Origin of the sequence: Caulobacter mirabilis (genome assembly GCF_002749615.1) — a bacterium.
GTDB lineage: Bacteria > Pseudomonadota > Alphaproteobacteria > Caulobacterales > Caulobacteraceae > Caulobacter > Caulobacter mirabilis.
Window position 1 is genome coordinate 1,415,277 of sequence record NZ_CP024201.1, and the last position, 23,603, is coordinate 1,438,879.

Genomic DNA, 23,603 nt, shown 5'->3' on the forward strand with positions numbered 1-23,603 from the left:
GTTGGATGTCAGGATTACGGGCGTAGGCAGGCGACGGACCTTTTCAGGAGACCCGTCATGTCCATCCAGCCTTCCCGTCCGCCGCGCCGCACGGTGCTGAAGACCGCCGCCGCGGCGTCAGCCGTTGCGCCGGCCGCCCTGGCCGCGGCGCCGCAGCCGTCGCCCGGCCGGCCCGGCGACTTCGACTTCCTCTCCGGCGAGTGGCGGATTCGCCATCGCCGCTTCCTGGCCGACAGCAAGACCTGGGACGAGTTCGAGGGCGAGGCGACTTGCCGCTCGATCCTGGGGGGCGTCTGCAGCGTCGAGGAGCTGCGCATCCCGGCGCGGAACTTCAGCGGCATGGGCCTGCGCCTGCTGGATGTCGAGCGGGCGATCTGGGTCGACCATTGGGTCAACGCCAAGGGCGGCGTGCTGACCCCGCCCGGGGTCGAGGGCCGGTTCGTGAACGGCGACGGGGTGTTCATCTCCGACGAGACGGACGGTGCGACCCCGATCAAGGTCCGCGGCCTGTGGGACGGGATCACGGCGACGTCCTGCCGCTGGAGCCAGGCCGTGTCGCGCGACGGCGGCGCGACCTGGGAGGACAACTGGCTGATGGAGTGGCGGCGCGTGGGCGCCTAGTCGGGTCTAGGCCGCCGCCGCCGAGCCGCCGCGGCGGAGGGGCAGGGTGAAGCTCACCGTCGTCCCTTCGCCCGGCGCGCTTTCCATCTCCAGCACGCCCTCATGCAGCTCGATCAGGGACTTGGTCAGGGCCAGGCCCAGGCCTGAGCCCTGGGTGGTCTTGCTATGCTGGCTCTCGACCTGTTCGAACGGCTGGGCCAGGCGGGCGAGGTCCTGCTTGCTGATGCCGATGCCGGTGTCCTGCACCGAGACCCGCGCCCGCTCGCCCAGGGCGTCGTGGCGGACCTCCGCCCGCACCGTGACCCGGCCGCCGCGCGGCGTGAACTTGACCGCGTTGCTGAGCAGGTTGAGCAGCACCTGCTTGATGGCGCGGTAGTCGGCCTCGATCTCCGGCAGGAAGGGGAAGTCGACCGACAGCTCCAGTCCCGCCGCGTCCGCCCGGTTGCGCACCAGGCGCACGGCGTCCTCGGTGACCTCCTCCAGGCTCATCGGCTCGAACTTCAGGTTCATCTTGCCCGCCTCGATCTTCGACATGTCGAGGATGTCGTTGATCAGGGCGAGCAGGTGCTGGCCGCTGTTGTGGATGTCCTGGGCGTATTCCCTGTAGCGCCGGTCGCCGAGCGGCCCGAACATCTCCGTGACCATGATCTCCGAGAAGCCGTTCACCGCGTTCAGCGGCGTGCGCAGCTCGTGGGACATGTTGGCCAGGAACTCGCTCTTGGCCTTGTTGGCGGACTCGGCGCGGATCTTCTCGGTCTCGTACTTCCGCGCCAGTTCGGCCAGCTGCTCCTGGCTGCGCTCGAGGCTGGTGACGGCCTGCTGCAGCTGTTCCTCGTTCTGGCGGCGCGCCTCTTCCTGGGCCTTGATCGCGGTGATGTCGGCGGCGGTCATCACCAGCCCGCCCTCGGCCGTGCGGCGCTCCGAGATCTGGATCCAGCGCCCGTCGTTCAGCTCCGCCTCGCGCAGCCCTTTGGCGCCGTCGGGGCTGGGCAGCTCCTGCTTGATGGCCAGGGCGACGAAGCGCTTCACCTGATCGCGTGAGGCGCCTGGCTTCAGCACCCGCGGCTCCAGGTTGAAGACGTTGCGATAGTTGCGGTTGCACAGCAGAAGCCGGCCGCTGCGGTCCCACAGCACGAAGGCCTCGGACACGCTCTCGATGGCGTCGCGCAGGCGGTTCTCGGCCTGTTGGGCGCGGGCCTGGGCCAGCCGTTCCTCGGTGACGTCCAGGGCCACGCCGATGATGCGGCGGTAGCCGTTCTGGCCGGCGTCATCCAGGCCCTGGCCGCGCGCGTCGATCCAGATCGACCGGCCGCCCTGCGGGTCGGGCACGCGGAACGAGACGTCGAAGGCGCCGTTGGCGGCGGCGTGGGCCAGGGCCTGACGCACCCGCTCGCGGTGGTCGGGCGCGACCCGATCCAGCACCTCCTGGCCGGCGACGACGCCGCCGCCGCCCCAGCCGAAGATGATGCCGGTGACGTCCGACATGAACACCTGGTCCTCGGCCAGGTCCCATTCCCAGATGCCGCAGCGCGCCGCCTCGACGGCCATGCGGAAGCGCTGCTCGCTCTCGACGAAGGCGCGCTGGGCGGCCTCGGCCTTGCGGCTCTGGGCGAACAGCAGCAGCGCCAGGCCGATGCCGATGCCGAGCGGCGCCAACAGTGAAACCAGGCCGTCGATGCGCTGGCTGTTGGCCTCGACCACGCCGACCGGCGCGGCGGCGGCGACCGCCAGCAGCGCGCCTCCGGCGACCGGCCGGGCGGCGACATCGACCGCCGAGCCGTCGGGGCGGCGGGCGCGGACCTGGTTGGTGGTCCTGAAATCCGAAGCCGGCAGGGCGAACGCTTCGCGCACGGTCGAGGCCTGCGTGACCCCGCCCGCGCCGGCGGCGGCGAGCAGCCGGCCGTCGATCGTCGCCAACGCCGCGGCGGCGCCCCTTTCCGCCTCGATCGGCAGGCGGGTCAGGTCCTGCGCCGTCAGCAGGACGGAGCGGCCGGCCACGCGGGCGACGTACAGTCGTCGCGGATCGCCGGGCGCGATCCCGACCCAGTGGCTGCGGCCGGACGTCTCGGCGAGGCGGGCGGCGCCCTTCCAGTCGGCGGCCTCGGCCTGGCCGGCGACGGCGGCCGGGGCGTCGCCGGACACCACCGCGACGGCGGCGACGCCGGGACCGGCGGCGCGAAGCGCGGCCTCGGCGGCCTCGATCGGAGCGTCGGGGACGCGGCTGAGAACCTCGGCGCCGACGGCCAGGCCGCCGCGGCGCTGGGCGATCTCGCCGTCGAGCCTGGCCGCCAGCAGCTCAGCGGCGGATTGTGGTCCGGGCGGGCCGGCCTTGATGTCCCAGCCCTTTTCCAGCTTGAGGATGCCGAAGGCGGTATAGACCGCCAGCATCAGCAGGGCGGCGAGGATGGCGACCCGGATCAGCGGGCCGGAGGAGGCCCGCGGCCGCGTGGAGGCGAACGCCGGTTCGCGCGCCGTCCCTGCCTTGCGCCTCTGCTCAGCCAAGTCTTTCGAATCCCCACGCCGAGTCACTTTCGGCCGAAGGGAATCTTAGGGAAGCGTGACCATCGCGTCACGGGCGAAACCGGCCCTTGCACAGGTTGTTTCGGACTGGCCCCCGGAGGTCACGCCAGGGCCTTGCTGGCCAGCTCGAAGACGTTCTTGGACAGGCCCTCGACGGCGACGATCCGTTCCAGTTGCGCTTTCATGAGCGCGCCCAACTGGGGCGTGTAGCGCCGCCAGCCGCCCAGGGTTTCGACCAGCCGCGCGGCGGTCATCGGATTGACCGCGTCGGTGGCGATGATCTGGTCGGCCACGAAGCGATAGCCGTCGCCCGACGGATCGTGGAAACGCGCCGGGTTCAGGTTGGCGAACGTCGAGACCAGCGCCCGCAGACGGTTGGGCGTCCTGCCGTCGAAGTCCGGATGCGCGGTCAGGGCCAGGATGCGGCCCAGGGCCTCGTCCGACGCGTCGCGGGCCTGGGCGGCGAACCATTTGTCCAGCACCAGGGGCTCGGCCTTCCAGCGTTTGTGGAAGGCGGCGATCGCCGTCTCCGCCGATGCGCCGCCCAGCTCGATCAGGGCGTCCAGGCCGCCGATGGCGTCGGTCATGTTGGCGGCGATCTCGAAGTGGCGGATGGCCAGGTCGACGTTCTCGGCATGACCATCGACGGCCAGCAGGGTCAGCACGGCGTTGCGCAGCGCCCGGCGGCCGGCCGAGGCCGCGTCCGGCGAGAACGGCCCGCCGTCGGCCAGGCCCGTGTGCAGGCGGCGCAGATCGTCGCCCAGATGCACCGCCAGCCGCGCGCGCAGAGCGTCGCGGGCCTCATGGATCGCCGCCGGATCGGCCGGCGACATGGCCATGGCCAGATCCGGCTCGGTCGGCAGGGCGAGGATCAGCGCCTTGAAGGCGGGTTCCGCCGCCTGGTCGGCCAGGGCGCGGCCGACGGCCTCGGCGTAGCGTTCTTCCGCCACCTCGTCAGGCCGTCCGGCGGCGCGGGCCAGGATCAGGTCGCGGGCCAGGCCCTGGCCGGCTTCCCAGCGATTGAACAGGTCGGCGTCCGCGGCGAGCAGGACGTAGCGGTCCTTGGGCGCGATGTCCGAGACCAGGTTCACCGGCGCCGAGAAGCCGCGGAGGGGCGACAGGATCGGCCGCCGGTCCAGGCCGTCGACGACGATGGTCAGCTCGGCGCCGTCCAGCACCGCGACCTCGGTTTCGCGCAAGGCCGTGCCGTCTTCGTCCAGCAGGCCGAACGCGAAGGGCAGGGGCAGCGCCGTCTTGGCGGACTGGCCGGGCGTCGGGGCGGTGGTCTGGCTGAGCGACAGCTCCAGCGTCCCGGCCTCGGCGTCCCAGCGCTGGCCCACCGTGACCGTCGGCGTGCCGGCCTGCTCATACCAGCCGAAGAAGTCGGTCAGGTCGCGGCCGGAGGCGTCGGCGAAGCACTGGATGAAGGCCTCGACCGTGGTGGCCTCGCCGTCGTGGCGCTCGAAGTAGAGGTCCATTCCCGCCCGGAACGCCTGCGCGCCGAGCAGGGTCTTGAGCATGCGGATGACCTCGCTGCCCTTCTCGTAGATCGTGGCGGTGTAGAAGTTGTCGATCTTGATGTAGCTCGACGGCCGCACCGGATGGGCCAGGGGGCCGGCGTCCTCGGGGAACTGGCGCGCGCGCAGGGCCTTCACGTCCTTGATCCGCTGGACCGCCTCGCCGCGCATGTCGGCGCTGAACGACTGGTCGCGGAAGACCGTCAGCCCCTCCTTCAGGCACAGCTGGAACCAGTCGCGGCAGGTGATCCGGTCGCCGGTCCAGTTGTGGAAATACTCATGCGCCACGACGCTCTCGATGCGCTCGTAGTCGACGTCGGTGGCCGTTTCCGCGTCGGCCAGCAGCAGGGCCGAGTTGAAGATGTTCAGGCCCTTGTTCTCCATGGCCCCGAAGTTGAAGTCGCGCACGGCGACGATCATGAACAGGTCCAGGTCGTACTCGCGGCCGAACGCCTCCTCGTCCCACTTCATGGCCCGCTTCAGGCTGTCCATGGCGTAGGCGGCGCGCGGGGCCATGCCGGGGTCGACATAGACGCGCAGGTCGATGGTCCGGCCGGTCATGGTGACGAATTGGTCGGCCAGTTCGTCCAACTCGCCGGCGACCAGGGCGAACAGATAGGCCGGCTTGGGGAAGGGGTCGTTCCAGACGGCGTAATGGCGGCCGCCGGGCAGCTCTCCGGTCTCGATAAGGTTGCCGTTGGCCAGCAGGCGCTGGAACGACCGATCGGCCTCCATCCGCACCGTATAGCGGGCCAGGACGTCGGGCCGGTCGAGGAACCAGGTGATCCGGCGGAAGCCCTCGGCCTCGCACTGGGTGCAGAACCGCCCGCCGGAGATGTACAGGCCCATCAGCGCCGTATTGGCCGCCGGGTCGATCTCGACCTCGGTCTCCAGGGTGAAGGTCGCCGGCAGGCCGGCCAGGGTCAGGTGCTCGGGACTTTCGTCATAGGCGTGTGGCGCGCCGTCGATGGCGACCGACAGGGTGGTCAGGCCCTCGCCGTCCAGGATCAGCGGTTCGGCGTGCTCGCCATTGCGCCGGACCGACAGCCTGGCCTTCACCCGTGTCGCGGACGGCTCCAGCGCGAAGTCCAGGAAGACTTCGTCGATCAGATAGGCGGGCGGCCGATAGTCGGCGAGGCGGACGGGCTGGGGCGTGTCAGTGCGCATGGCGAAACATCTAGGCCGCCGACGGCGTGTCCGCCAGCCAGTCAGACCAGATCGTCGATCAGCACGTCCAGGGTTTCGGCCAGCGTCCTAAGGATGTCCACGCCGCCCTGCCGTGTTCCGCCCTCGATTTGGGAGAGGTAGGCCTTCGAGATGCCGGCGCGGTCGGCGAGCTCCGCCTGGGTCAAGTTGCGGTGCTCGCGCCAGACCTTGATGGGCGACTCCCCGTTGAGCAGGCGGTCGACGAGGGCGGCAGGCAGCAACTCCTCCTCGCCCCGCGCCATCGCGGCGTCGAAGGCATGGACCGCCCGCAGGTCGGCGGCGTCCTCGGCCGCTTCGACGAGTGCGCGGTATTCCTCCTCGGGAACGACCACCATGCGCTCGCCGGCAGGGGTGACAATGGTCTGAGCGTTCATGGGCCAGGCCTCCTAGTCATATGCCGATCCGCGAGGGGCGATCCGGATGATGGCGAGAACCACGCCATCATCCCTGAAGAGAATCCGCCAATCACCGACCCGGAGACGTTTCACGTCCTCAAGTCCCCGCAGCGTCTTGACGTTGTTGGCCAGGCTGGCTGGATCGGCGGCGTACTGGACGACCTTCTCGCGAATGAGTGTCGCTGTGTTCGCGGGCATCCGCCGCAAGGCGCGTAAAGCCTGCTTGCTGTAGGAGACCGCGAGCATGACTCATGTTTGCATAATGCAAACATTTTCACAAGCGAATCGCTACTCCATCCCGCTGACTTCGCCCTCGACCCAGACGGTCTTCACATTGACGAACTCCAGCAGGCCGTAGCGGCTGCATTCGCGGCCGTGGCCGCTGTGCTTGACGCCGCCGAAGGGCAGGCGCGGATCGGATCGGACGTTGGCGTTGACGAAGGCCATGCCCGCGTCGAGTTGTTCGGCGGCGATGCGGGTCCCGCGGGCGATGTCGCTGGTGATCACGCCGGAGCCGAGGCCGTACTCGCTGGCGTTGGCGATGCGGATGGCGTCGGCCTCGTCCTTGGCGCGGATGACGGCGGCGACGGGCCCGAAGACCTCTTCGTCGTGGGCCGGCTGGCCCGGGACGACGCCGGCCAGCACGGTGGCCGGGTACCAGGCTCCCGGCTTGCCGGGGACTTCGCCGCCGAGCAGCAGCCGGGCGCCGGCGTCGATGCTGGCCTCGACCTGGCGGTGGATCTCGTCGCGGGCGGCGACGCTGACCAGCGGTCCGAAGCGGACGTCGGGCGAGGTCGGGTCGCCCGCCTGGAATCCGGCCATCTCCCGCACCAGCGCCTGTTCGAAGGCCTCGGCCACGCTCTCGACGACCACGAACCGCTTGCCGGCGATGCAGCTCTGGCCGCCGTTGACCATCCGCGCGGCGGCCGCGACGCGGGCGGCCAGGTCGACGTCGGCGTCCTCCAGAATGACGTAGGCGTCGCTGCCGCCCAGCTCCAGCACCACCTTCTTCAGGGCCCCGCCGGCGGCCTGGGCCACCTTGCGGCCGGCCCCGACGCTGCCGGTCAGGGTGACGGCGGCGACCCGGTCGTCCTCGATCAGCGGGGCGACGTCGCCGCTGGGGATCAGCAGGGTGCGGAACAGGTGCTCCGGGAAGCCGGCGTCGCGGAACACGCCCTCGATCGCCAGGGCGCAGCCGGGCACGTTGCTGGCGTGCTTCAGCACCGCGCCGTTGCCGGCCATCAGCGCCGGCGCGGCGAAGCGGAAGACCTGCCAGAACGGGAAGTTCCAGGGCATCACGGCCAGCACCACGCCGAGCGGGTTGAAGGTCGTGAAGGCGTGCGGCCCGCCGACGTCGACGGTCTCGTCCTTCAGGAAGTCCGCCGCGTGGTCGGCGAACCAGTCGCAGGCGCCGGCGCACTTTTCGATCTCGGCCCGGCCGTCGGCGAGCGTCTTGCCCATCTCGGCGGTCATCAGGGCGGCGTAGTCGTCCTTGCGCGCTCGCAGGACGGCGGCGGCCGTCTTCATCAGCGCGGCGCGATCGGCGTACGAGGTGCGGCGCCAGTCCTCGAAGGCGGCGCGGGCCTGACCGAGGACGGCCTTGGCCTCGTCCAGCGAATGGCCGTCGTAGGCCTTGCCGTCCTCGCCGGTGGCGGGGTTCACGGTCTGGAAGACGGGCTTGGCGGACATGAAGCGGCTCCTGCGAGGACGTGCGCACAACGCCTCCGCCAGGGCGGGCGTTCAAGTCACAAGGTGGAAACGTGGTGCGTCCTTCGAGACGCTCGCTTGAGGCTCGCTCCTCAGGATGACGACGTCAGAAGCGCTGCTGAATACGTCATGGTGAGGAGCCGGCCCTCAGGCCGGCGTCTCGAACCACGCAAGGCCTACGCTGCGTCGCTGGCCTTGCCGGAGGGGACCTCGGCGGCCGAGGGGACTTCCTGGACGTAGCGTTCGACCGCCGCGGCCTGGCGGGCCAGTTCGATGATGGCGGGCGGGGCGTCCTCGGGGGCGTCGGCGACCAAGGTGATCAGTTCGCGGGTGATCTGCTGCAGGCGCGGGACGCTGGCGATCAGCCGGGCCTGGCGCTCGATCTTGTGCGGGTCGCGGTCGTACTCGGCGCCAGGGGTGCGCCAGCCGCCCCAGTCGGCCTGGTCGGTGACCACCACCGGATAGGTGCCCGGGAAGGGATGATGGGCGCAGTCGCCCTCCTGCTGCCACTTGTTCTTGGCGCGCATCAGCCGCCACTGGCTGCCGGACACGCCGTCGGAGCCGTCCGTGACCTTGTCCTCGGGCTTCAGTTCATGGGCGTGGAACTCGCGGCCCAGGCCGACGTCGTAGGTGACGCGCACGGGTTCGTCGAAGCCCTTGGCCCAGATCGGCACGATCTTGTCGATCGTGGCCCAGGCCCCGACGCTCTCGACCCACACCTTCTGGTTCTTCTGGAAGACCGCCTTGGCCATGCCCTACGCCCGCACTTTGGTTCAGTGGCCCATAAGAACCTGAAATCATTGACGCGAGGTCAATCTTTCCACGCCCGAAAACCTGTCTAAGGTGGCCGCGAACAGGCACGCGCGAGGAGACGCGCGGCGGGAGGAAACCGTGAATTTCGATTATTCCGACGACCAGAAATTCCTGAAGAACGAGGCGCGAAAGTTCCTCGAGGCGCGCTGTGACAGCGCCGCCGTGCGCAGGGTGCTCAACGACGACGCGGTCTCCTTCGACAAGGACCTGTGGAAGGGCGTCGCCGAGCAAGGCTGGCTGGGCGCGGCGATCCCGGAGGCGTTCGGCGGTCTGGGCCTTGGCCATGTCGAGCTGTGCGCCATCGCCGAGGAGCTGGGCCGCGCCGTGGCGCCGATCCCGTTCGCCTCGACGGTCTACTTCGTGGCCGAGGCCCTGCTGCTGGCCGGCAGCGACGCCCAGAAGGCCGACCTCCTGCCCAAGATCGCGGCGGGCGAGATCATCGGCTGCTACGCCACCTCCGAAGGCCCCGGCGTTGTCGACGCCAAGACCCTGTCGGCCAAGGTCGACGGCGGCAAGCTGACCGGCGTGAAGATCCCGGTGACCGACGGCGACGTCGCCGACATCGCCCTGGTGCTGGCGTCCGAGGGCGGCAAGCCGGGCCTGTTCCTGGTCGACCTGAACGGCGCGGGCGTCGAGCGCGAGACGCTCAAGAGCCTCGACCCGACCCGCGGCGTGGCCCGGCTGACCTTCAAGGGCGCGCCGGCGACCCGCGTCGGCGACGCCGGCGAGGGCCTGAGTATCAGCGAGCAGGTGTTCGACCGCGCGGCCGTGCTGCTGGCCTTCGAACAGACCGGCGGCGCCGACAAGTGCCTGGAGATGGCCAAGCAGTACTCGCTCGAGCGCTATGCCTTCGGGCGGGTGATCGGCGGCTACCAGGCGATCAAGCACAAGCTGGCCGACATGTACGTCAAGAACGAGGTCGCCCGCTCCAACGCCTACTACGGCGCCTGGGCGCTGAACACGAACGCGCCGGAGCTGGCCACGGCCGCCTCGGCCGCCCGCATCGCCGCCTCGGAGGCCTACTGGTTCGCCAGCAAGGAGAACATCCAGACCCACGGCGGGATGGGCTTCACCTGGGAGGTGGACTGCCACCTCTACTACCGCCGCTCGCGCCAGCTGGCCCTCGTGGCCCATGCGCCGAAGGTCTGGAAAGAGCGGCTGGTCCAGCAGCTCGAACGCAAGAACGCCGCCTAAGCGGGGAGGAAAGAATCATGGATTTCAACGACAGCCCCGAAGAAGCCGCCTACCGCGAGAAGGCTCGCGCCTGGCTGGAAGCCAACGCCGCTGAGCACAAGAACAACTCGAGCGCCAATGGACGCCGTCCGAACAGCCCCGAGCACATGGCCCTGGGCAAGGCCTGGCAGGCCAAGAAGGCTGAAGCCGGCTACGCCTGCATCACCTGGCCGGCGGCCTGGGGCGGCCCGGGCGGCACACCGATCCAGTCGGTCATCTTCGGCCAGGAAGAGGGCAAGGTCGGCGTCAACTACGGCTATTTCACCATCGGCTTGGGCATGTGCGTCCCGACCGTGATGGCCTTCGCTGACGACGCGACCAAGACGCGCTACGTCGGTCCGGCCATGCGCGGCGAGGAGATCTGGTGCCAGCTGTTCTCCGAACCGGCGGGCGGCTCGGACGTGGCGGCTTCGCGCACCCGCGCGATCCAGCAGGCCGACGGCGACTGGGTGATCAACGGCCAGAAGGTCTGGACCACGGGCGCCCAGTATAGCGACTACGGCATCCTGCTGGTCCGCACCGACCCCGACGTGCCCAAGCACAAGGGCATGACCATGTTCTGGATCGACATGCGCGATCCGGCCGTGGAGGTGCGTCCGATCCACCAGGCCAGCGGCGGCAGCGAGTTCAACGAGGTCTATTTCACCGACCTGCGGGTGAAGGACAGCCAGCGGCTGGGCAATGTCGGCGACGGCTGGAAGGTGGCCCTGGTCACCCTGATGAACGAGCGCCTCGCCGTCGGCGGCTCCTCGGGCCCCGACTACAAGCTGATCATGGAGCTGGCCCGCCAGACCGACACCGCCACCGGCGCGGCGGCGATCAAGGACGCCGGCTTCCGCGAGAAGCTGGCCGACTGGTACGTCGCCGCCGAGGGCCTCAAGCTGACCCGCTTCCGGACCATGACCGCCCTGTCCCGCGGCCAGACGCCCGGGCCGGAAAGCTCGATCGGCAAGATCATCGCCGCCAACCAGATGCAGGAGATGTCCAACTACGGCGTCGAGCTGGAGGACCAGTACGGCATCCTGACGGACCCGAAGGAAGCCCCGCTCCAGGCGGCCTTCCAGCAGAGCCTGCTCTGGGCGCCGGGCCTGCGCATCGCGGGCGGCACCGACGAGATCCTGAAGAACATCATCGCCGAACGCGTCCTGGGCCTGCCCGGCGACGTGCGCGTCGACAAGGATGTGGCGTTCAAGGACGTGCCGTCGGGACGGTGACAGCTTGATCCTCCCCCGTAGGGGGAGGGGGACCGTCCGAAGGACGGTGGAGGGGGTCTAACGCGACCCGGCCTCCACCGTCCTTGGCCCTCTCCACCATGCTGCGCATGGTCCCCCTCTCCCGGTGGGAGAGGACCCTGGCCTAATGCAGCCGGCCCGGCTTGCTGATTTCCTCCAGGGCCTTGCCGGACTGGCGGGCCTCGGTCTGGCGGGCGAGGTCGCCCAGCGACACGATGCCGACCAGGTTGTGGTCGCGGTCGAGCACCGGCAGCCGGCGGATCTTGCGGTCGGCCATCTGGCCGCAGGCCTCGACCAGCCCGTCGTCGGCGAAGCAGAACTCGACGTCCTTGGTCATCACCTCCAGGACGCTGGTCTCGGGCGGCAGGCCCTTGGCGACCGCTCGCACGACGACGTCGCGATCGGTGACCATGCCGAGCAGCTTCTTGCCGTCGCAGACGGGCAGGGATCCGGCGTCGATGGCGGCCATGGCCTCGGCCACGTCGCGCAGATTGGCGTCGGGCCCGGCCACGCGGACATCCCGGGTCATGATGTCGGAAACCTTCATGCGCTGCTCCTCCTCGACGCCGACGGGCGTTCAAGCGGAGAACGGGCGGCCCCCGATCGCGTTCCCGGGGTCGGTGAACGGGGTGCGGCGGCCTGTCGCACCCCTGACCTTGGATATCCCTAATTTTAGGGATGGCGGGATCGCGCGACTTGGGAAAATGTTCGCGCCCAATGGCGACGCGCCGGATCGGCGCATCGTCAGGACCGGCGATTGCTTCTGGGGGGAATGTCCTTCGCCGCGTCCGGAGACGCCCTTCGTCCCGCTCGGCGGGACGAAGGGCGGGTTTCCCTCAGCCTACGGATCAATCGCGGTCAGCAGCTCGGCTCGTTGCTCGGCGGGCTTTTCACCGCGCGTCAGGTTGAAGGCGGCGTTGATCAGGCCGATGTGGCTGAACGCCTGCGGGAAGTTGCCGACCTGGCGAGCCGCGTGGGGGTCGTACTCCTCGGCCAGCAGCCCGACATCGTTGCGGATCGCCAGCAGCCGCTCGAACAGCGCCTCCGCGTCCGCCTGCCGCCCCAGCAGGACATAGGCGTTCACCAGCCAGAACGAACAGGCCAGGAAGGCGCCTTCGCCCGGCGGCAGGCCGTCGTCGACCCGTTCGGTGTCGTAGCGCAGCACGAAGCCGTCGCGCAGCAGATCCTGCTCGACCGCCGCCACGGTGCCGACGAAGCGCGGATCATCGGGCACCACGAAGCCCAGCTCGGCCAGCAGCAGCAGGCTGGCGTCCACCGTCTTGCCGCCATAGGCGCGGGTGAAGGTCCCGCGCTCGGCGTCGAAGCCCTTGGCCTGGATGTCGGCCCGGATCTCCTCGCGCAGGCCGCGCCAGCGCTCCAGGTCTCCGGGCAGGCCGTAGTTCTCCACCGCCTTGACCGCCCGGTCGACGGCCACCCAGGCCATGACCTTGGAGAAGGTGTAGTGCTTGCGCTCGGAGCGGTCCTCCCAGATGCCGTCGTCGGGCTCGATCCAGACCTTGGCGACATGGTCGGTCAGGGCCCGTTCCAGCGCCCAGGCCGCCTCGTTGCCGGTCAGGCCGCCGCGCCGGGCCTGGTGCAGGCTGTCGGCCAGCTCGCCGTAGACGTCCAGCTGGAACTGGGTCGAGGCGGCGTTGCCGATGCGGACCGGGGCCGAGCCCTCATAGCCCGGCAGCCAGTCGACCTCCCACTCGGTCAGCCGCCGCTCGCCGCCCACGCCGTACATGATGCGCATGTCGGCGGGCGAGCCGGCCACCGCGCGGAGCAGCCAGTCCCGCCAGGCCTGGGCCTCGTCGTAGTAGCCGGCGTTCATCATCGCCAGCAGGGTCAGGGTCGCGTCCCGGATCCAGCAGTAGCGGTAGTCCCAGTTGCGCGGGCCGCCGATCTGTTCGGGCAGAGAGGTGGTCGCCGCCGCCACCACCCCGCCGGTCGGGGCATGGGTCAGGGCTTTCAGCGTGATCAGCGAGCGCCTGATCGGCCCCGACCAGCGGCCGGAGACGTCGCCCCGGGCGCTCCAGTCGGTCCAGAACTGCTCGGTCTCGGCCAGGGCCTGGCGCGGGCTGATGGCGGGCGGGACGGGGCAGTGGGACGGCGCCCAGGTCAGGGTGAACGGCGTGGTCTCGCCCTCGGCCACGGCGAAGTCGCCGACCAGCCGGCCGCCTTTCTCCTCGCGGATGCCGACCGGCGTGCGCAGCAGCACCATGTCCGGTCCGGCGATCATCCGGTGGGCGCCGCCTTCCGTCCGCTGCACCCAGGGGCGATCGGAGCCGTAGCCGAACCGGGCGAGCAGTTCGGAACGGAACGTCACCCGGCCCCAGTCGCCGTGGACCAGCCGCACCAGCTCCGGCGCCCGGCCGCGCGGCGGCATGAAGTCGATCACCGTGGCCGCGCCGGTCTCGGTCTCGAACCGGGTCTCCAGGATCAAGGTGTCGCCGCGATAGCGCCGCGTGGCGACCGTGTGGGGCTCCGTCGGCGCGATCCGCCAGCGGCCGTGGTCCTCCGTTCCCAGCAGGGCGGCCAGGAAGGCGTCGGAATCGAACCTGGGCCAGCACAGCCAGTCGATCGAGCCGTCACGCCCGACCAGGGCGCAGGACTCACAGTCCCCGATCAGGGCGTAGTCTTCGATCTTCAGTCGCATTCGGGAGACAACGCCGGACGGCGGGACGGGTTCGCCCGGTCGACTACTCATTGATCCGTTTGCCGTCCTGAGCGGCCCGGACCAGCTGGGTGAACTCGGCGCGCAGGCCGAACTCGTCGCGGCCGCGGGCGCTTTGGGCCAGGTCGAGGATCTGCGGCCAGCCGAAGCCGGTCTCCAGCCTGGGATCGCCGCGCAGCTTCTGGCCGAAGGCGGCGACCGCCACGGCCCAGCGGGTCGCCTCCGGCGCGGCGGCCAGGGTCGGGCTGGCGTCGGCGCGCGTGATCGGTCGGTCGATCAGCCGCGACGTCGCCTCGCCGGGCAGCTTGTAGCGGACCTTCAGGAAGGCCAGCTCCGCCGAGGGCGCGGCGGCTGGGCGGGCGGACTGGTAGCGCAGCGGATCGGAGGAGCCCGGCGCGCCGACCGGGGTGATCTCGTAGATCGCGGTCACCGAGGCGCCCGACCCGACCTCGCCGGCGTCGACCTGGTCGTTGTTGAAGTCCTCGCGATTCAGCATCCGGGTCTCGTAGCCGATCAGCCGGTACTCGCTGACCTGGGCCGGGTTGAATTCGACCTGGATCTTCACGTCGTCGGCGATCGGGAACAGCGAGCCGGAGAAGTCGTCGCGGAACAGCTTGCGGGCCTCGTCATAGGTGTCGACGTAGGCGGCGGTCCCGTTCCCGTTCTGGGCCAGGGTCTGCATCATCAGGTCGTTGTAGTTGCCGCGCCCGAAGCCGTAGACCGACAGGTAGACGCCGGTCTTGCGCTGGTCGGCGACGTAGTCCTTCAGCTTCGAGGGATCGGCCACGCCGACGTTGAAGTCGCCGTCGGTCAGCAGGATCACCCGGTTGACCGCCTTGGGGTCGAAGTTCTGCTTGGCCAGGTCGTAGGCGAGGGCCAGGCCCTGGCCGCCCGCGGTCGAGCCGCCGGCCTGCAGTGACTCCAGCGCGCAGCGCATCTTCAGCTTCTGACGGCCGTCGGTCGGGGCCAGCACCGCGCCCGCCGATCCTGCGTAGGCGACCATGGCCACGGTGTCCTTGGCGCCCAGCTGGCCGATCAGGGTGTTCAGCGCCTTCTTGGCCAGCGGCAGCCGGTCGTCGTCATGCATCGAGCCGGAGGTGTCGATCAGGAACACCAGGTTCAGCGGCGGCTGTTCGGCGCGCGGCAACTCGTAGCCCTGCAGGCCGATATGGATCAGCCGGCGGTCCTTGGACCAGGGCGACGGCGCGGTGGCGACGAAGGTGGAGAACGGCTGATCCCGGTTCATCGGCTTGGGATAGGCGTAGTCGAAGTAGTTGATCAGCTCCTCGACCCGCACCGCGTCGGCGGGCGGCAGCTTGCCGTCCTTCAGGAAGCGCCGGGTGTTGGAATAGGCGGCGGTGTCGACGTCGATCGAGAAGGTCGAGACCGGCTCCTCGACCGTCCGCCTGATCGGATTGGCGACGGCGGACGGGTATTTCTCGGTCTCGACGGCGCCCGGCCGCGGTCCGGGGTAGGGCGTCACGCCCGGCGGAAGCGGCGGGGCGGGCGCGATCAGCATCTGGGGCGCGGGCTTGGCCAGGAAGCCGGCGCTGGGAGCAGCGAGGCCGGCTCTTCCGCGGACGAAGCGGGCTTCCTCGTTGTAGGTCGATGGCCTGAAACCCAGCGTCTCGCAGGCCGCCGCCGTGGGCTCTCCGTCCAGGGCCGTCGCGGGCGCGGCGTAGGCCGACGGCGCCGCCGAGGCCGCCAGGAGCGCGGCGGTCACGCTGAGGCTGACGATAGGGCGAAGAGACCTGGCTCCAGGCATACGATTCTCTCGATCTTGCGTCCCTGAAACAAACTTCGCTGTTTCGTACGGCGAAAACAGGGCTTACGAGAGCCCGGATAGGGGCGTTCGGTGATCATTATTCGCGGTTAGTCGCCTGGCAGGCGAACGGCGATCCGTCTTCGGACTTTCCTCCTCGATTTTGTGGGCGGCACACCCGTCGGGCGAGCTTGACTCGCCCCTTGGGATTGCCAGAGTCACGTTCGCCGAAATGGTTAACGGCGGGCGCAAGGGGGCTGGAGATGCAGGAGACACGCGACGCCCCGTCCATGGCGGCGGACGCCGGCGCGCCTGATTCCGTGACGGGCGGGCCGGTCCTGCGGAACGTCTCGATCGCGGCCCTGGTCGGCGCGGTGATTCTGCCGCTGGTCGGCTGCGACACCAGCCCGGACAGCTGGTTCAGCCGGCGGGGCGAGGTCGCCTGTCCGCGGCCGCAGCTGCCGGCCGGGACCCAGCCGCAGTTCAACGCCCAGCAGATCGAGGTCCGCACCCTGCGCCGGCGCGGCTTCACCGGCGACTTCTTCTCGCAGCTCGAGCTCGGCCGCCGCTACGAGGGCAAGCGCGCGGCCGACAAGAACCTGCAGGACGAGGTCGAGGCGGCGGTCTGGTACGCCCTGGCCCTGACCAATCCGGACGGCTACGCCCCGATCGCCGCCTATGACCGGCGCGGCCAGCAGGGCGCCAAGGGAACGTCGCGCTTCGACGACTGCCGGGCGGTCGAGCGCCGGATCGCCTATCGCGCGCTCGACGACCTGCTGTCGAAGATGACCACCGACGAGCAGGACGAGGTCCGCAACCGGGTCATCTATGTGCTGTCGACCCAGGGCGCCGAGGGTTATCGCACCCTGGCCCGGATGCATGACGGCTTCTTCGGGGCCTTCGGCGAGCCGTCCGACAACCGACAGGCGGCGGAGGCGCGCGGCAAGCCCTACAAGCCCGGCGCGCCGGCGGTGCTGAACCTGTTCCCGCGCAACGACGTCGACGCCTATCTCTACAACTACCTGGCGGTGCAGACCGGCGACGTCGGCGCCTATGTGATGCTGAAGGACTTCGAGCGGTCCTCGGCGCAACGGGCGGCGGCCGGCGGCTTCGTCGAGCAGAAGGCGCGCCGCTGGATCCCGCCGTTCGAGTTCTATCCGCCCCAGGCGCCGGAATCGGGGGTGCCGCACTCCGACGAGAGCGACCAGTACAACGACGGCCAGCAGGCCGCGCTGACCCGGCTGAGGGAACTGCCGTTCGTGCACATCGCCGAGGCGCTGACCTATCTGCGGGTCACGCCCAAGCCGGTGGCCGAGGAGAGGGCGCTCTATCCGGGCGACATCCAGAGCTTCCAGGCCATGATCGGCCGGCCTCAGACGGGCAGTTTCCAGCCGATCGAGAAGGTCCGGGCCATCCAGTACGCGGCGGTGAACGGATCGCCCAAGGCGCAGCTGGTCCTGGCCGTGATGTACTCCGAGGGCGTCGGCGTGCCACGCGACTACGCCCGCGCCTTCCATTGGTACGCCGAGGCCGACAAGCAGGGCTCGGCCGAGGCCAAGTACGCGATGTCGACCTTCTTCTCGCTGGGGGTCCAGGGCGTGGCCGACCAGGACAAGGCCAGCGCCGTGGTCTACCAGATCGACTCCGCCCTCTCGGGCTTCAAGCCGTCGATCGGCCGGCTGCAGCAGGTGCTGGCCCAGGTGTCGCGGCCCCGGCCGGCGCCGCGCGACAGGGACTATCTGCCATGAGGATCTCCATGCGTCTCCTGACGGCGGCCGCGGCCGCGATCGCCCTGGCGGCGACGGCGAGCACGGCCGAGGCCTTTCCGGACCAGGCCGCGCGGGTGGACCAGCAGATCCGGCCCAACTTCGGCGGCCTGATCACCCCGCCGCTGAAGCCGCGGGCCCGGCCCGACCGCTGGAAGCCCGGCCGCTACAAGTGGGGCCGTCCGCGTCCGGGCTGGCCCGGCGGCTATCCGCCGCCCGGCTGGCGGCCCGACCAGCAGGTCATCACCGTCGACTGCGGCGATCCCTGGGCGGGGCCGACGCCGATCTCGGACGCGCTGCAGTACCTGGTCGACGGCGGCATCCTCTATGTCCGCTCACGCGGCGGCGTCTGCCGCGAGACGGTGCTGGTCGAGCGCTCGGCGATCATCGCCGGGGAGGGAATCCCGCTGTTCGACGCCGGCCCCAATCCGCAGCCGGCCGGCATCTCCGCCCCCGACGGCGCGCCCTGCCTGCGCGTGGCGCCCGGCGCGCGGGTGGAAGTCCGCGACCTGACCCTGACCGCCGCCAAGGCTGGCCGCGCGGCCTGCGTCGAGGCCTGGGACGCTGAGGTCGCGTTGGTCCGGACCAAGGTCGACTACTGGGGCGACAGCCCCGCAGTCTACGCCGCCGGCGGACGGCTGATCCTGCGCGAAAGCGTGGTCGACGCCCGCACCTGGGACGCGGCCCTTGTCGCCGATGGCGCGGTGCTGGACATCGCCCGCACCCGCATCATCGGCGAGGAGACCGGCGTCGACGTGACCCCGGCCTCGGGCGAGAGCCGCATCGACCAGACCGGGATCATGACCCGCCAGACCGCCGGTTCGGCCGGCAACGGCGTCCTGGTCCGCGGTCTGCGCAGCGGGTCGGGAAACCTAACCGTCCGCAACGTCGTGGTCTGCGGCTGGCGCAACGGCCTGCACCTGGACCGCGGGGCCCAGGTCGACGTCTCGCGCAGCCGCTTCTGCCGCACCACGGTCGGGGTGGTCTCGGACGGCCAGCTGCGGTTCACCGAGTCGGCGATCGGCTCGCAGGACGTGGGCGTCTACATCGCCGGCGGCCATGCCGTGATCCAGCGCAACCGCATCCACGACTGGAGCCGGCGGCCGATCTGGGTCGAACGCGGCGCCACCGCCGACGTGGCCGACAACTGGGTCTACTACGACGGCGACTGCTGGGGCGAGCGCTGGGACCAGGGCCTGCACTGCCTGCGCGGCGACCGGCTGCCCCAGGCCCTGCGCGACGAGAGCGACTTCGGCGGCGACGCCGGGCGCAGCTGGTGGGAGAGCGACGGCTACGACCGCGGCTACGCCCGCGACGGCGCGCCCTCGGCCCTGCCGCCCTCCCAGCCCCCGTCCAAGCCCAAGCGCGGCTGGGGGCGGCGGTAGGGTGGAGGGACATGTACGCGCAGCGTACGTGTCCCGGATCCTTCCCCACTCCGTCATCCTCGCGCCTGTCGCGAGGACCCATGCGTGGTGCGCGAAGGAAAGAGAGCGCGGAACGATCCGCCTCCCTTCTGCAGTTCGCTGTGTTCATGGGTCCTCGCGAGGAGCGCGAGGATGACGGATGTAGAGGCCCCTACGGCTCCAGCACCGGCTTGCGCCGCGCGTGGGCGGCCTGCTCGTAGGCGTATCCGTAGGCCAGCAGCAGGCCGTCGCTCCATTTGGCGCCCACGAACGACAGGCCGACGGGCAGGCCCTGGACCACGCCCATCGGCACGGTCAGGTGCGGATAGCCGGCCACCGCCGCGGCGTTGCCCGCGCCGCCGCCGACGTAGCGGTCCTTCAGCACCGGATCGATCGGCCAGGCCGGCGCCAGGGTCGGGCCGACCAGCGCGCTGACCCGGTGCTTGGCCAGCAGGGCGTCGATCCCTTCCGGCCCCGCCAGGCGATGGGCCTCGGCCTTGGCCTTGCGATAGGCCGGGTCGTCCAGGCCCTTGGTCGCTTCGGCGCGCTCGAACAGGTCCTGGCCGAACAGCGCCATCTCCTTGTCGGCGAACGAGCGGTTGAACCGGATCAGGTCGGCGAGGCTGCGCGTCTTGACCTTCTCCGGATCGGTGGAGGCGAGGTAGGCGTTCAGCCCGGCCTTCAGCTCCGTCATCAGCACCGTCATTTCATGGCCGCCGATCTTGTCGCCGTTCGGGAAGGCGTCGATCTCGACCAGGGTCGCGCCCTGCGCCTCCAGCGTCTTCAGGGCCTGGGCGAAGACCGCGTCCGTCTCGGGATGGAAGCCGGCGGCGTAGCGCATCACCCCGATCCGGACTCCCTTCAGGGCGTCGGGCTTCAGGCCGGCGACATAGTCCTGGCGGCGGGCGTCGGCCTCGCGGGTGGCGGGGTCGGCCGGGTCGGAACCGGCCATGGCGGTCAGCAGCATGGCCGCGTCCTTCACCGTCTGCGTCATCGGCCCGGCCGTATCCTGGCTGGCGCTGATCGGCACGATGTGGGTGCGCGAGACCAGGCCGACCGTGGGCTTGAGCCCGACCAGGCCGTTGACCGCCGCCGGGCAGGTGATCGAGCCGTCGGTCTCCGTCCCGAGCGCCGCCTGGGCCAGCCCGGCCGTGACGGCCACGGCGCTGCCGGAGGAGGAGCCGCAGGGGCTGCGGCTGAGGTCGTAGGGGTTGCGGGTCTGGCCGCCGACGGCGCTCCAGCCGCTGAGCGAATGTTCCGAGCGGATGTTGGCCCACTCCGACAGGTTGGTCTTGCCTAGGACGACCACCCCGGCGGCCCGCAGTCGGGCGACGACCGGCGCGTCGCGGCCCGTGACGTTGCCGCTCAGGGCCAGGGAGCCGGCCGTCGTCGCGATCGGGTCCAGGGTCTCGATGTTGTCCTTGACCAGGATGACGGCGCCCTCGAGCGGGCCGAGCCGGCCCGCCGCGATCCGGCGGCGGTCCGAGGCCTCGGCCTGGGTCGTTGCGTCGGGATTGACGGCGATCACCGACCGCAGCCGGGGATCGAAGGTGTCGATCCGGCCCCGGAAGTACGACACGGCCGCCGCCGAGGGCTCGATGCGGATGCTGGCCTCGTTTTGCTCCAGGGTTTCGCTCACCCGATGCCTGGGATCCGGCGGCGGCGTGGCGGCGGCCGGGGCGGCGACGGCGAGGACCATGAGGGTGGCGGCGAGACGGCGCATCGGCGGGTTCCTGAACAGCCCGCCTACTAAGGACGCCTCGCCGCGCCGGAACAAGAGAGAGAAGGGAAGGGCCGGCGACGTGAACCGCCGGCCCGGCGTCCGTCAGAACTGTTTGCGGATGGTCACGAAGGCCTGGCGCGGGGCGCCCGGCAGCAGGGTCATGGCCGTGCCGGCCACGTCGCTCTTGGCCGCGCCGCCCGAGCCGACGGTCGAGATGTAGTCCTCGTCCATCAGGTTGGTGACGTTGGCCTGGACCTCCAGCCCGCGCAGCCAGGGGCTGGACGCGTCCTCGAAGCGGTAGCCGACGGTCAGGTCGGTCAGGACATAGCCGTCGACCTGGCCGCCCAGGTTCTCGAAGGTGTACCAGCGCTCGTCGGTGAAGCCGACGCCAAGCCGGCCGTAGAGGCCGCCGTTGTCGTAGCGCAGCTCCAGCTTGGCCAGGTTCTTCGGGGTGAAGACCACCTCCTTGCCGGCGGTGCGCATCTCCACCGTCCCGTTCGCCGAAACGACGTCGTCCTGGTACTGGGAGTCGTTGTAGGCGTAGCTGCCGTACAGGCTCCAGTCGTCGGCGATCCGGAACTCGCCGGCCAGCTCGACGCCCTTGGTCTCCACCGAGCCGACGTTCGACAGCACCGAGGGCAGGCCCAGGATCGGCGGCGCGCTGCTGGCGGCGCCGAGGCGGTTGTCGAAGGTGACATGGTAGACCGCCGCCACGCCCTGGAAGCGGCTGTTGTGGTAGCGGACCCCGGCCTCGAAGGTCTTCGAGGTCTCGGCCTTCAGGTTCTTGGCGATGTAGTCGACCACGGTCTGGCTCTGCGAGCTGAACGGGCCGGCGGTGGCGGCCGAGACGAAGGCGGCCATGTTCTCGGTGTAGCCGCCGAACACTTCCAGGCCGTCGTCGAACCGGTAGACCACGCCGATCTGCGGCAGGAACCAGTCCTCGGACTCCAGGGTCGCCTTCAGCGGATTGCCGGCGATGCGGCTGACCGAGTTGCGGACCTGCACCGACTTGAAGCCGAAGTTGATCTTCAGCGCCTCGGTCGGCGACCAGACGTCCTGCAGATACAGCTGCCGGGTCTCGGTGTTGAAGTCGTACTCCCACTGGGTGAAGAACGGGTTCGACTGGAAGTCCAGGCTGTTGCGCGACGGGGCGGCCGCGGTCTCGGCGTAGAAGCGACGGGCCTGGTGGAAGTCGTTGCTCTCGACCCAGAAGCCGCCGCTGACCCGGTGGTCGCCCAGCTCCAGCGTCAGCCCGCCGATGAGGCCCTTGCGGTCGATGTCATACTCGGTGGTGCGGATCGACAGCGGCGCAGCGGTCGAGCCGACCGTGCCCCAGCCGGGGCTCGTGACGTAGGGCGTATACCAGAGCCCCTGGCCCTCGTTCTTGTGGCCATAGGCGGTGGCCTGCAGGCGCAGGCCCTCGGCCAGCGGCATGTCCAGGGTGATCCCGTAGAGGCTGTCGTCGCGCACGCCGGCGCCGGCGTAGTAGGCGTCGTCGACGGTGGCGAACGGCGCGGGCAGCGGACGGCCGGTGTTGTAGGCCTGGGCCGCGTCGATCGCGAGCTTCCAGTTCGGCTTGGTGTTGTCCCAGTCGCGGCCCAGACGCTTGATCATGTCGAACGACATGTCCTGGTAGTCCTGCTCGCGGCGTTCGGAATGGTTGAAGAAGGCGGTCAGCGAGCCGTCGTCGCCGATCGGCAGCACCGCCTTGATGTCATACTGGAACTGCTTCTGTTCGCCGCCGCCCTTCCACTTGTCGGCGGTCTGCTTGACGACCGAAACGTAGCCGCGCAGACCGCCCAGGGCCTCCAGCGCGCCGGTGTCGAGCCGGGCGAAGCCGCGCAGGGTGTTCTCCGAGCCGTAGGTGACGTCGGTCTGGACATGGAAGTCCTCCGACGGATCACGGGTGAAGAACTGCAGCGTGCCGCCCAGGTTCGAGGTCGAGGCCGTGGACAGCGAGCCGGCGCCCTGGGCCAGCTCGACCCGGCCGATGTTCTCGTTGATCGCCGCGCGGCTGACGTGCAGGCCGTTGTGGTTGCCGTAGGTCATGTCGCCCAGCGGCACGCCGTCCAGGGTGAAGCCCAGGCGGTTCTGGTCGAAGCCGCGGATCGAGATGCGGGTCGACCATTCGTAGGCGCCGAACGCATCGGCCGACTGGAAGGTGACGCCCGGCAGCTTGTCGATCGCCTTCAGCGGGCTGGTCCCGGCCGCTTCAAGCGTCAGCTGCTCCTGGGTCATGGTCTGGACCTGGCGGCTCTGGCCCTGGCCGTAGACGACGATGGCCTCGACCTCGGCCTCGGCCGAGACGGTCGTGGCGGCTTCCGCCTCGGCGGCCTGGGCGGTCCCACAGGCGGCCAGCAGCGCGACGGACGCCGCGCCGGCGATCAGGTGATGTTTCATTGCGAATCCCCTCTGCGACCGCGCCGGGGAGGCGCGGGCGTCCTGGCGCTAGAGGGGGCGTGCGACGGCGCGGCGAAGCTTCCGCGACGGGGAAACGATGTTTTTCGGGCGGTCTTGCGACAGGCTTACCGTGAGGCGAGACCGGCGATCGACGCGTCTACTTCTGCGCGCACTGGGTCTTGTCGCCGGCCTTGCAGGCCTTCACGCGGGCCTTCCAGGCGGCGATCTCCTGGGCGTAGGCGGCGTCCTCGGCGGCGGCGCGAGCCTGATACTCGGCCTCGAGGCGGTCCTGCTCGGCGGCCTGAGCCTTCTTCCGGGCCTCGTAGGCGGCCACGTCCGCGGCGTAGGCGGCGTCGCGGGCCCGGTCACGCGCCTCCGCCGCGGCGGCCTTGGTCTGGATCGTGGCGTTGAGGCGGGCGGTGGTCTCGTCCGGCGTCTCGGACTCGGGCGTCGCCGGGGCGGCAGGCGCCAGCGGCGCGGCCGTCACCGGCGCGGCCCGGATGGTCTCGGCCCCCGCCACGGCCAGCGAAGGCAGGGCGACGGCCAGCAGCATGGCGGCGAAACGGATGGTCATGGCGCGAACCCCCCTTGGACGCTGGACAGCATCTCTAGAGCAAGGCGGCGGTCAGGG

At 70.3% G+C, this 23,603-nt stretch carries 17 protein-coding genes; 5 read left to right on the forward strand and 12 right to left on the reverse strand.

From position 1 onward, the window contains the following. Nucleotides 1-57: 57 nt before the first annotated feature. Complete coding sequence (locus tag CSW64_RS06940; RefSeq protein WP_099621424.1) at nucleotides 58-621, forward strand: hypothetical protein; 564 nt, start codon at nucleotides 58-60, stop codon at nucleotides 619-621. Nucleotides 622-627: 6 nt separating this feature from the next. Here CSW64_RS06940 and CSW64_RS06945 read toward each other — a convergent pair whose 3' ends face one another. The 6 genes from CSW64_RS06945 to CSW64_RS06970 form a co-directional block, all read right to left on the reverse strand. Then, nucleotides 628-3,123, reverse strand: a complete 2,496-nt coding sequence (locus CSW64_RS06945; protein WP_281258640.1) for a sensor histidine kinase — start codon at nucleotides 3,121-3,123, stop codon at nucleotides 628-630. A gap of 119 nt (nucleotides 3,124-3,242) precedes the next feature. Further along, nucleotides 3,243-5,825: an aminopeptidase N gene (gene pepN / locus CSW64_RS06950; RefSeq protein WP_099621425.1), complete on the reverse strand. Its 2,583-nt coding sequence runs from the start codon at nucleotides 5,823-5,825 to the stop codon at nucleotides 3,243-3,245. Between the two features lie 41 nt (nucleotides 5,826-5,866). Next, nucleotides 5,867-6,238 carry a helix-turn-helix domain-containing protein gene (locus CSW64_RS06955; protein WP_099621426.1) on the reverse strand — a complete coding sequence of 124 codons (372 nt, stop codon included), beginning with the start codon at nucleotides 6,236-6,238 and terminating at the stop codon, nucleotides 5,867-5,869. Nucleotides 6,239-6,250: 12 nt separating this feature from the next. Continuing rightward, entirely contained in the window at nucleotides 6,251-6,505 is a 255-nt protein-coding gene (locus CSW64_RS06960; RefSeq protein ID WP_099621427.1) for a type II toxin-antitoxin system RelE family toxin, read from the reverse strand. Between the two features lie 42 nt (nucleotides 6,506-6,547). Then, nucleotides 6,548-7,948, reverse strand: coding sequence for an NAD-dependent succinate-semialdehyde dehydrogenase (locus CSW64_RS06965; RefSeq protein WP_099621428.1), 1,401 nt, complete (start codon nucleotides 7,946-7,948; stop codon nucleotides 6,548-6,550). Nucleotides 7,949-8,142: 194 nt separating this feature from the next. Then, nucleotides 8,143-8,718, reverse strand: coding sequence for a hypothetical protein (locus CSW64_RS06970; protein WP_099621429.1), 576 nt, complete (start codon nucleotides 8,716-8,718; stop codon nucleotides 8,143-8,145). A 139-nt stretch (nucleotides 8,719-8,857) separates the two neighbouring features. On the opposite strand from CSW64_RS06970, the gene CSW64_RS06975 reads away from it, so the two are divergent. Both CSW64_RS06975 and CSW64_RS06980 read left to right on the forward strand, forming a co-directional pair. Beyond that, nucleotides 8,858-9,973: an acyl-CoA dehydrogenase family protein gene (locus CSW64_RS06975; RefSeq protein ID WP_099621430.1), complete on the forward strand. Its 1,116-nt coding sequence runs from the start codon at nucleotides 8,858-8,860 to the stop codon at nucleotides 9,971-9,973. 17 nt (nucleotides 9,974-9,990) lie between these two features. After that, nucleotides 9,991-11,226: an acyl-CoA dehydrogenase family protein gene (locus CSW64_RS06980; protein ID WP_099621431.1), complete on the forward strand. Its 1,236-nt coding sequence runs from the start codon at nucleotides 9,991-9,993 to the stop codon at nucleotides 11,224-11,226. Between the two features lie 142 nt (nucleotides 11,227-11,368). Here the strand turns inward: CSW64_RS06980 and CSW64_RS06985 are convergent, their stop codons facing one another. The 3 genes from CSW64_RS06985 to CSW64_RS06995 all read right to left on the reverse strand — a co-directional run bounded on the left by CSW64_RS06985 (nucleotide 11,369) and on the right by CSW64_RS06995 (nucleotide 15,641). Further along, complete coding sequence (locus CSW64_RS06985; protein WP_099621432.1) at nucleotides 11,369-11,791, reverse strand: CBS domain-containing protein; 423 nt, start codon at nucleotides 11,789-11,791, stop codon at nucleotides 11,369-11,371. Nucleotides 11,792-12,085: 294 nt separating this feature from the next. Next, a complete protein-coding gene (locus CSW64_RS06990) occupies nucleotides 12,086-13,900 on the reverse strand; it encodes a glycoside hydrolase family 15 protein (protein WP_099621433.1) in 1,815 nt (604 codons plus the stop codon). Between the two features lie 43 nt (nucleotides 13,901-13,943). Next, the gene (locus CSW64_RS06995) at nucleotides 13,944-15,641 is read right to left on the reverse strand and encodes a vWA domain-containing protein (protein WP_342745849.1); all 1,698 of its coding nucleotides are present in this window, start codon (nucleotides 15,639-15,641) and stop codon (nucleotides 13,944-13,946) included. A gap of 302 nt (nucleotides 15,642-15,943) precedes the next feature. On the opposite strand from CSW64_RS06995, the gene CSW64_RS07000 reads away from it, so the two are divergent. Together CSW64_RS07000 and CSW64_RS07005 are read left to right on the forward strand one after the other, a co-directional pair. Next, on the forward strand, nucleotides 15,944-17,428 hold the full coding sequence (locus CSW64_RS07000; RefSeq protein ID WP_150131352.1) for a tetratricopeptide repeat protein: 1,485 nt from the start codon (nucleotides 15,944-15,946) through the stop codon (nucleotides 17,426-17,428). An 8-nt stretch (nucleotides 17,429-17,436) separates the two neighbouring features. Further along, entirely contained in the window at nucleotides 17,437-18,831 is a 1,395-nt protein-coding gene (locus tag CSW64_RS07005) for a right-handed parallel beta-helix repeat-containing protein (RefSeq protein ID WP_099621435.1), read from the forward strand. A 190-nt stretch (nucleotides 18,832-19,021) separates the two neighbouring features. Here CSW64_RS07005 and CSW64_RS07010 read toward each other — a convergent pair whose 3' ends face one another. The 3 genes from CSW64_RS07010 to CSW64_RS07020 form a co-directional block, all read right to left on the reverse strand. Further along, on the reverse strand, nucleotides 19,022-20,572 hold the full coding sequence (locus tag CSW64_RS07010) for an amidase (RefSeq protein WP_216361247.1): 1,551 nt from the start codon (nucleotides 20,570-20,572) through the stop codon (nucleotides 19,022-19,024). Nucleotides 20,573-20,674: 102 nt separating this feature from the next. Beyond that, nucleotides 20,675-22,972, reverse strand: coding sequence for a TonB-dependent receptor (locus tag CSW64_RS07015; RefSeq protein WP_099621436.1), 2,298 nt, complete (start codon nucleotides 22,970-22,972; stop codon nucleotides 20,675-20,677). Between the two features lie 157 nt (nucleotides 22,973-23,129). Then, nucleotides 23,130-23,546, reverse strand: a complete 417-nt coding sequence (locus CSW64_RS07020) for a hypothetical protein (protein ID WP_099621437.1) — start codon at nucleotides 23,544-23,546, stop codon at nucleotides 23,130-23,132. Between the last annotated feature and the right edge of the window lie 57 nt (nucleotides 23,547-23,603).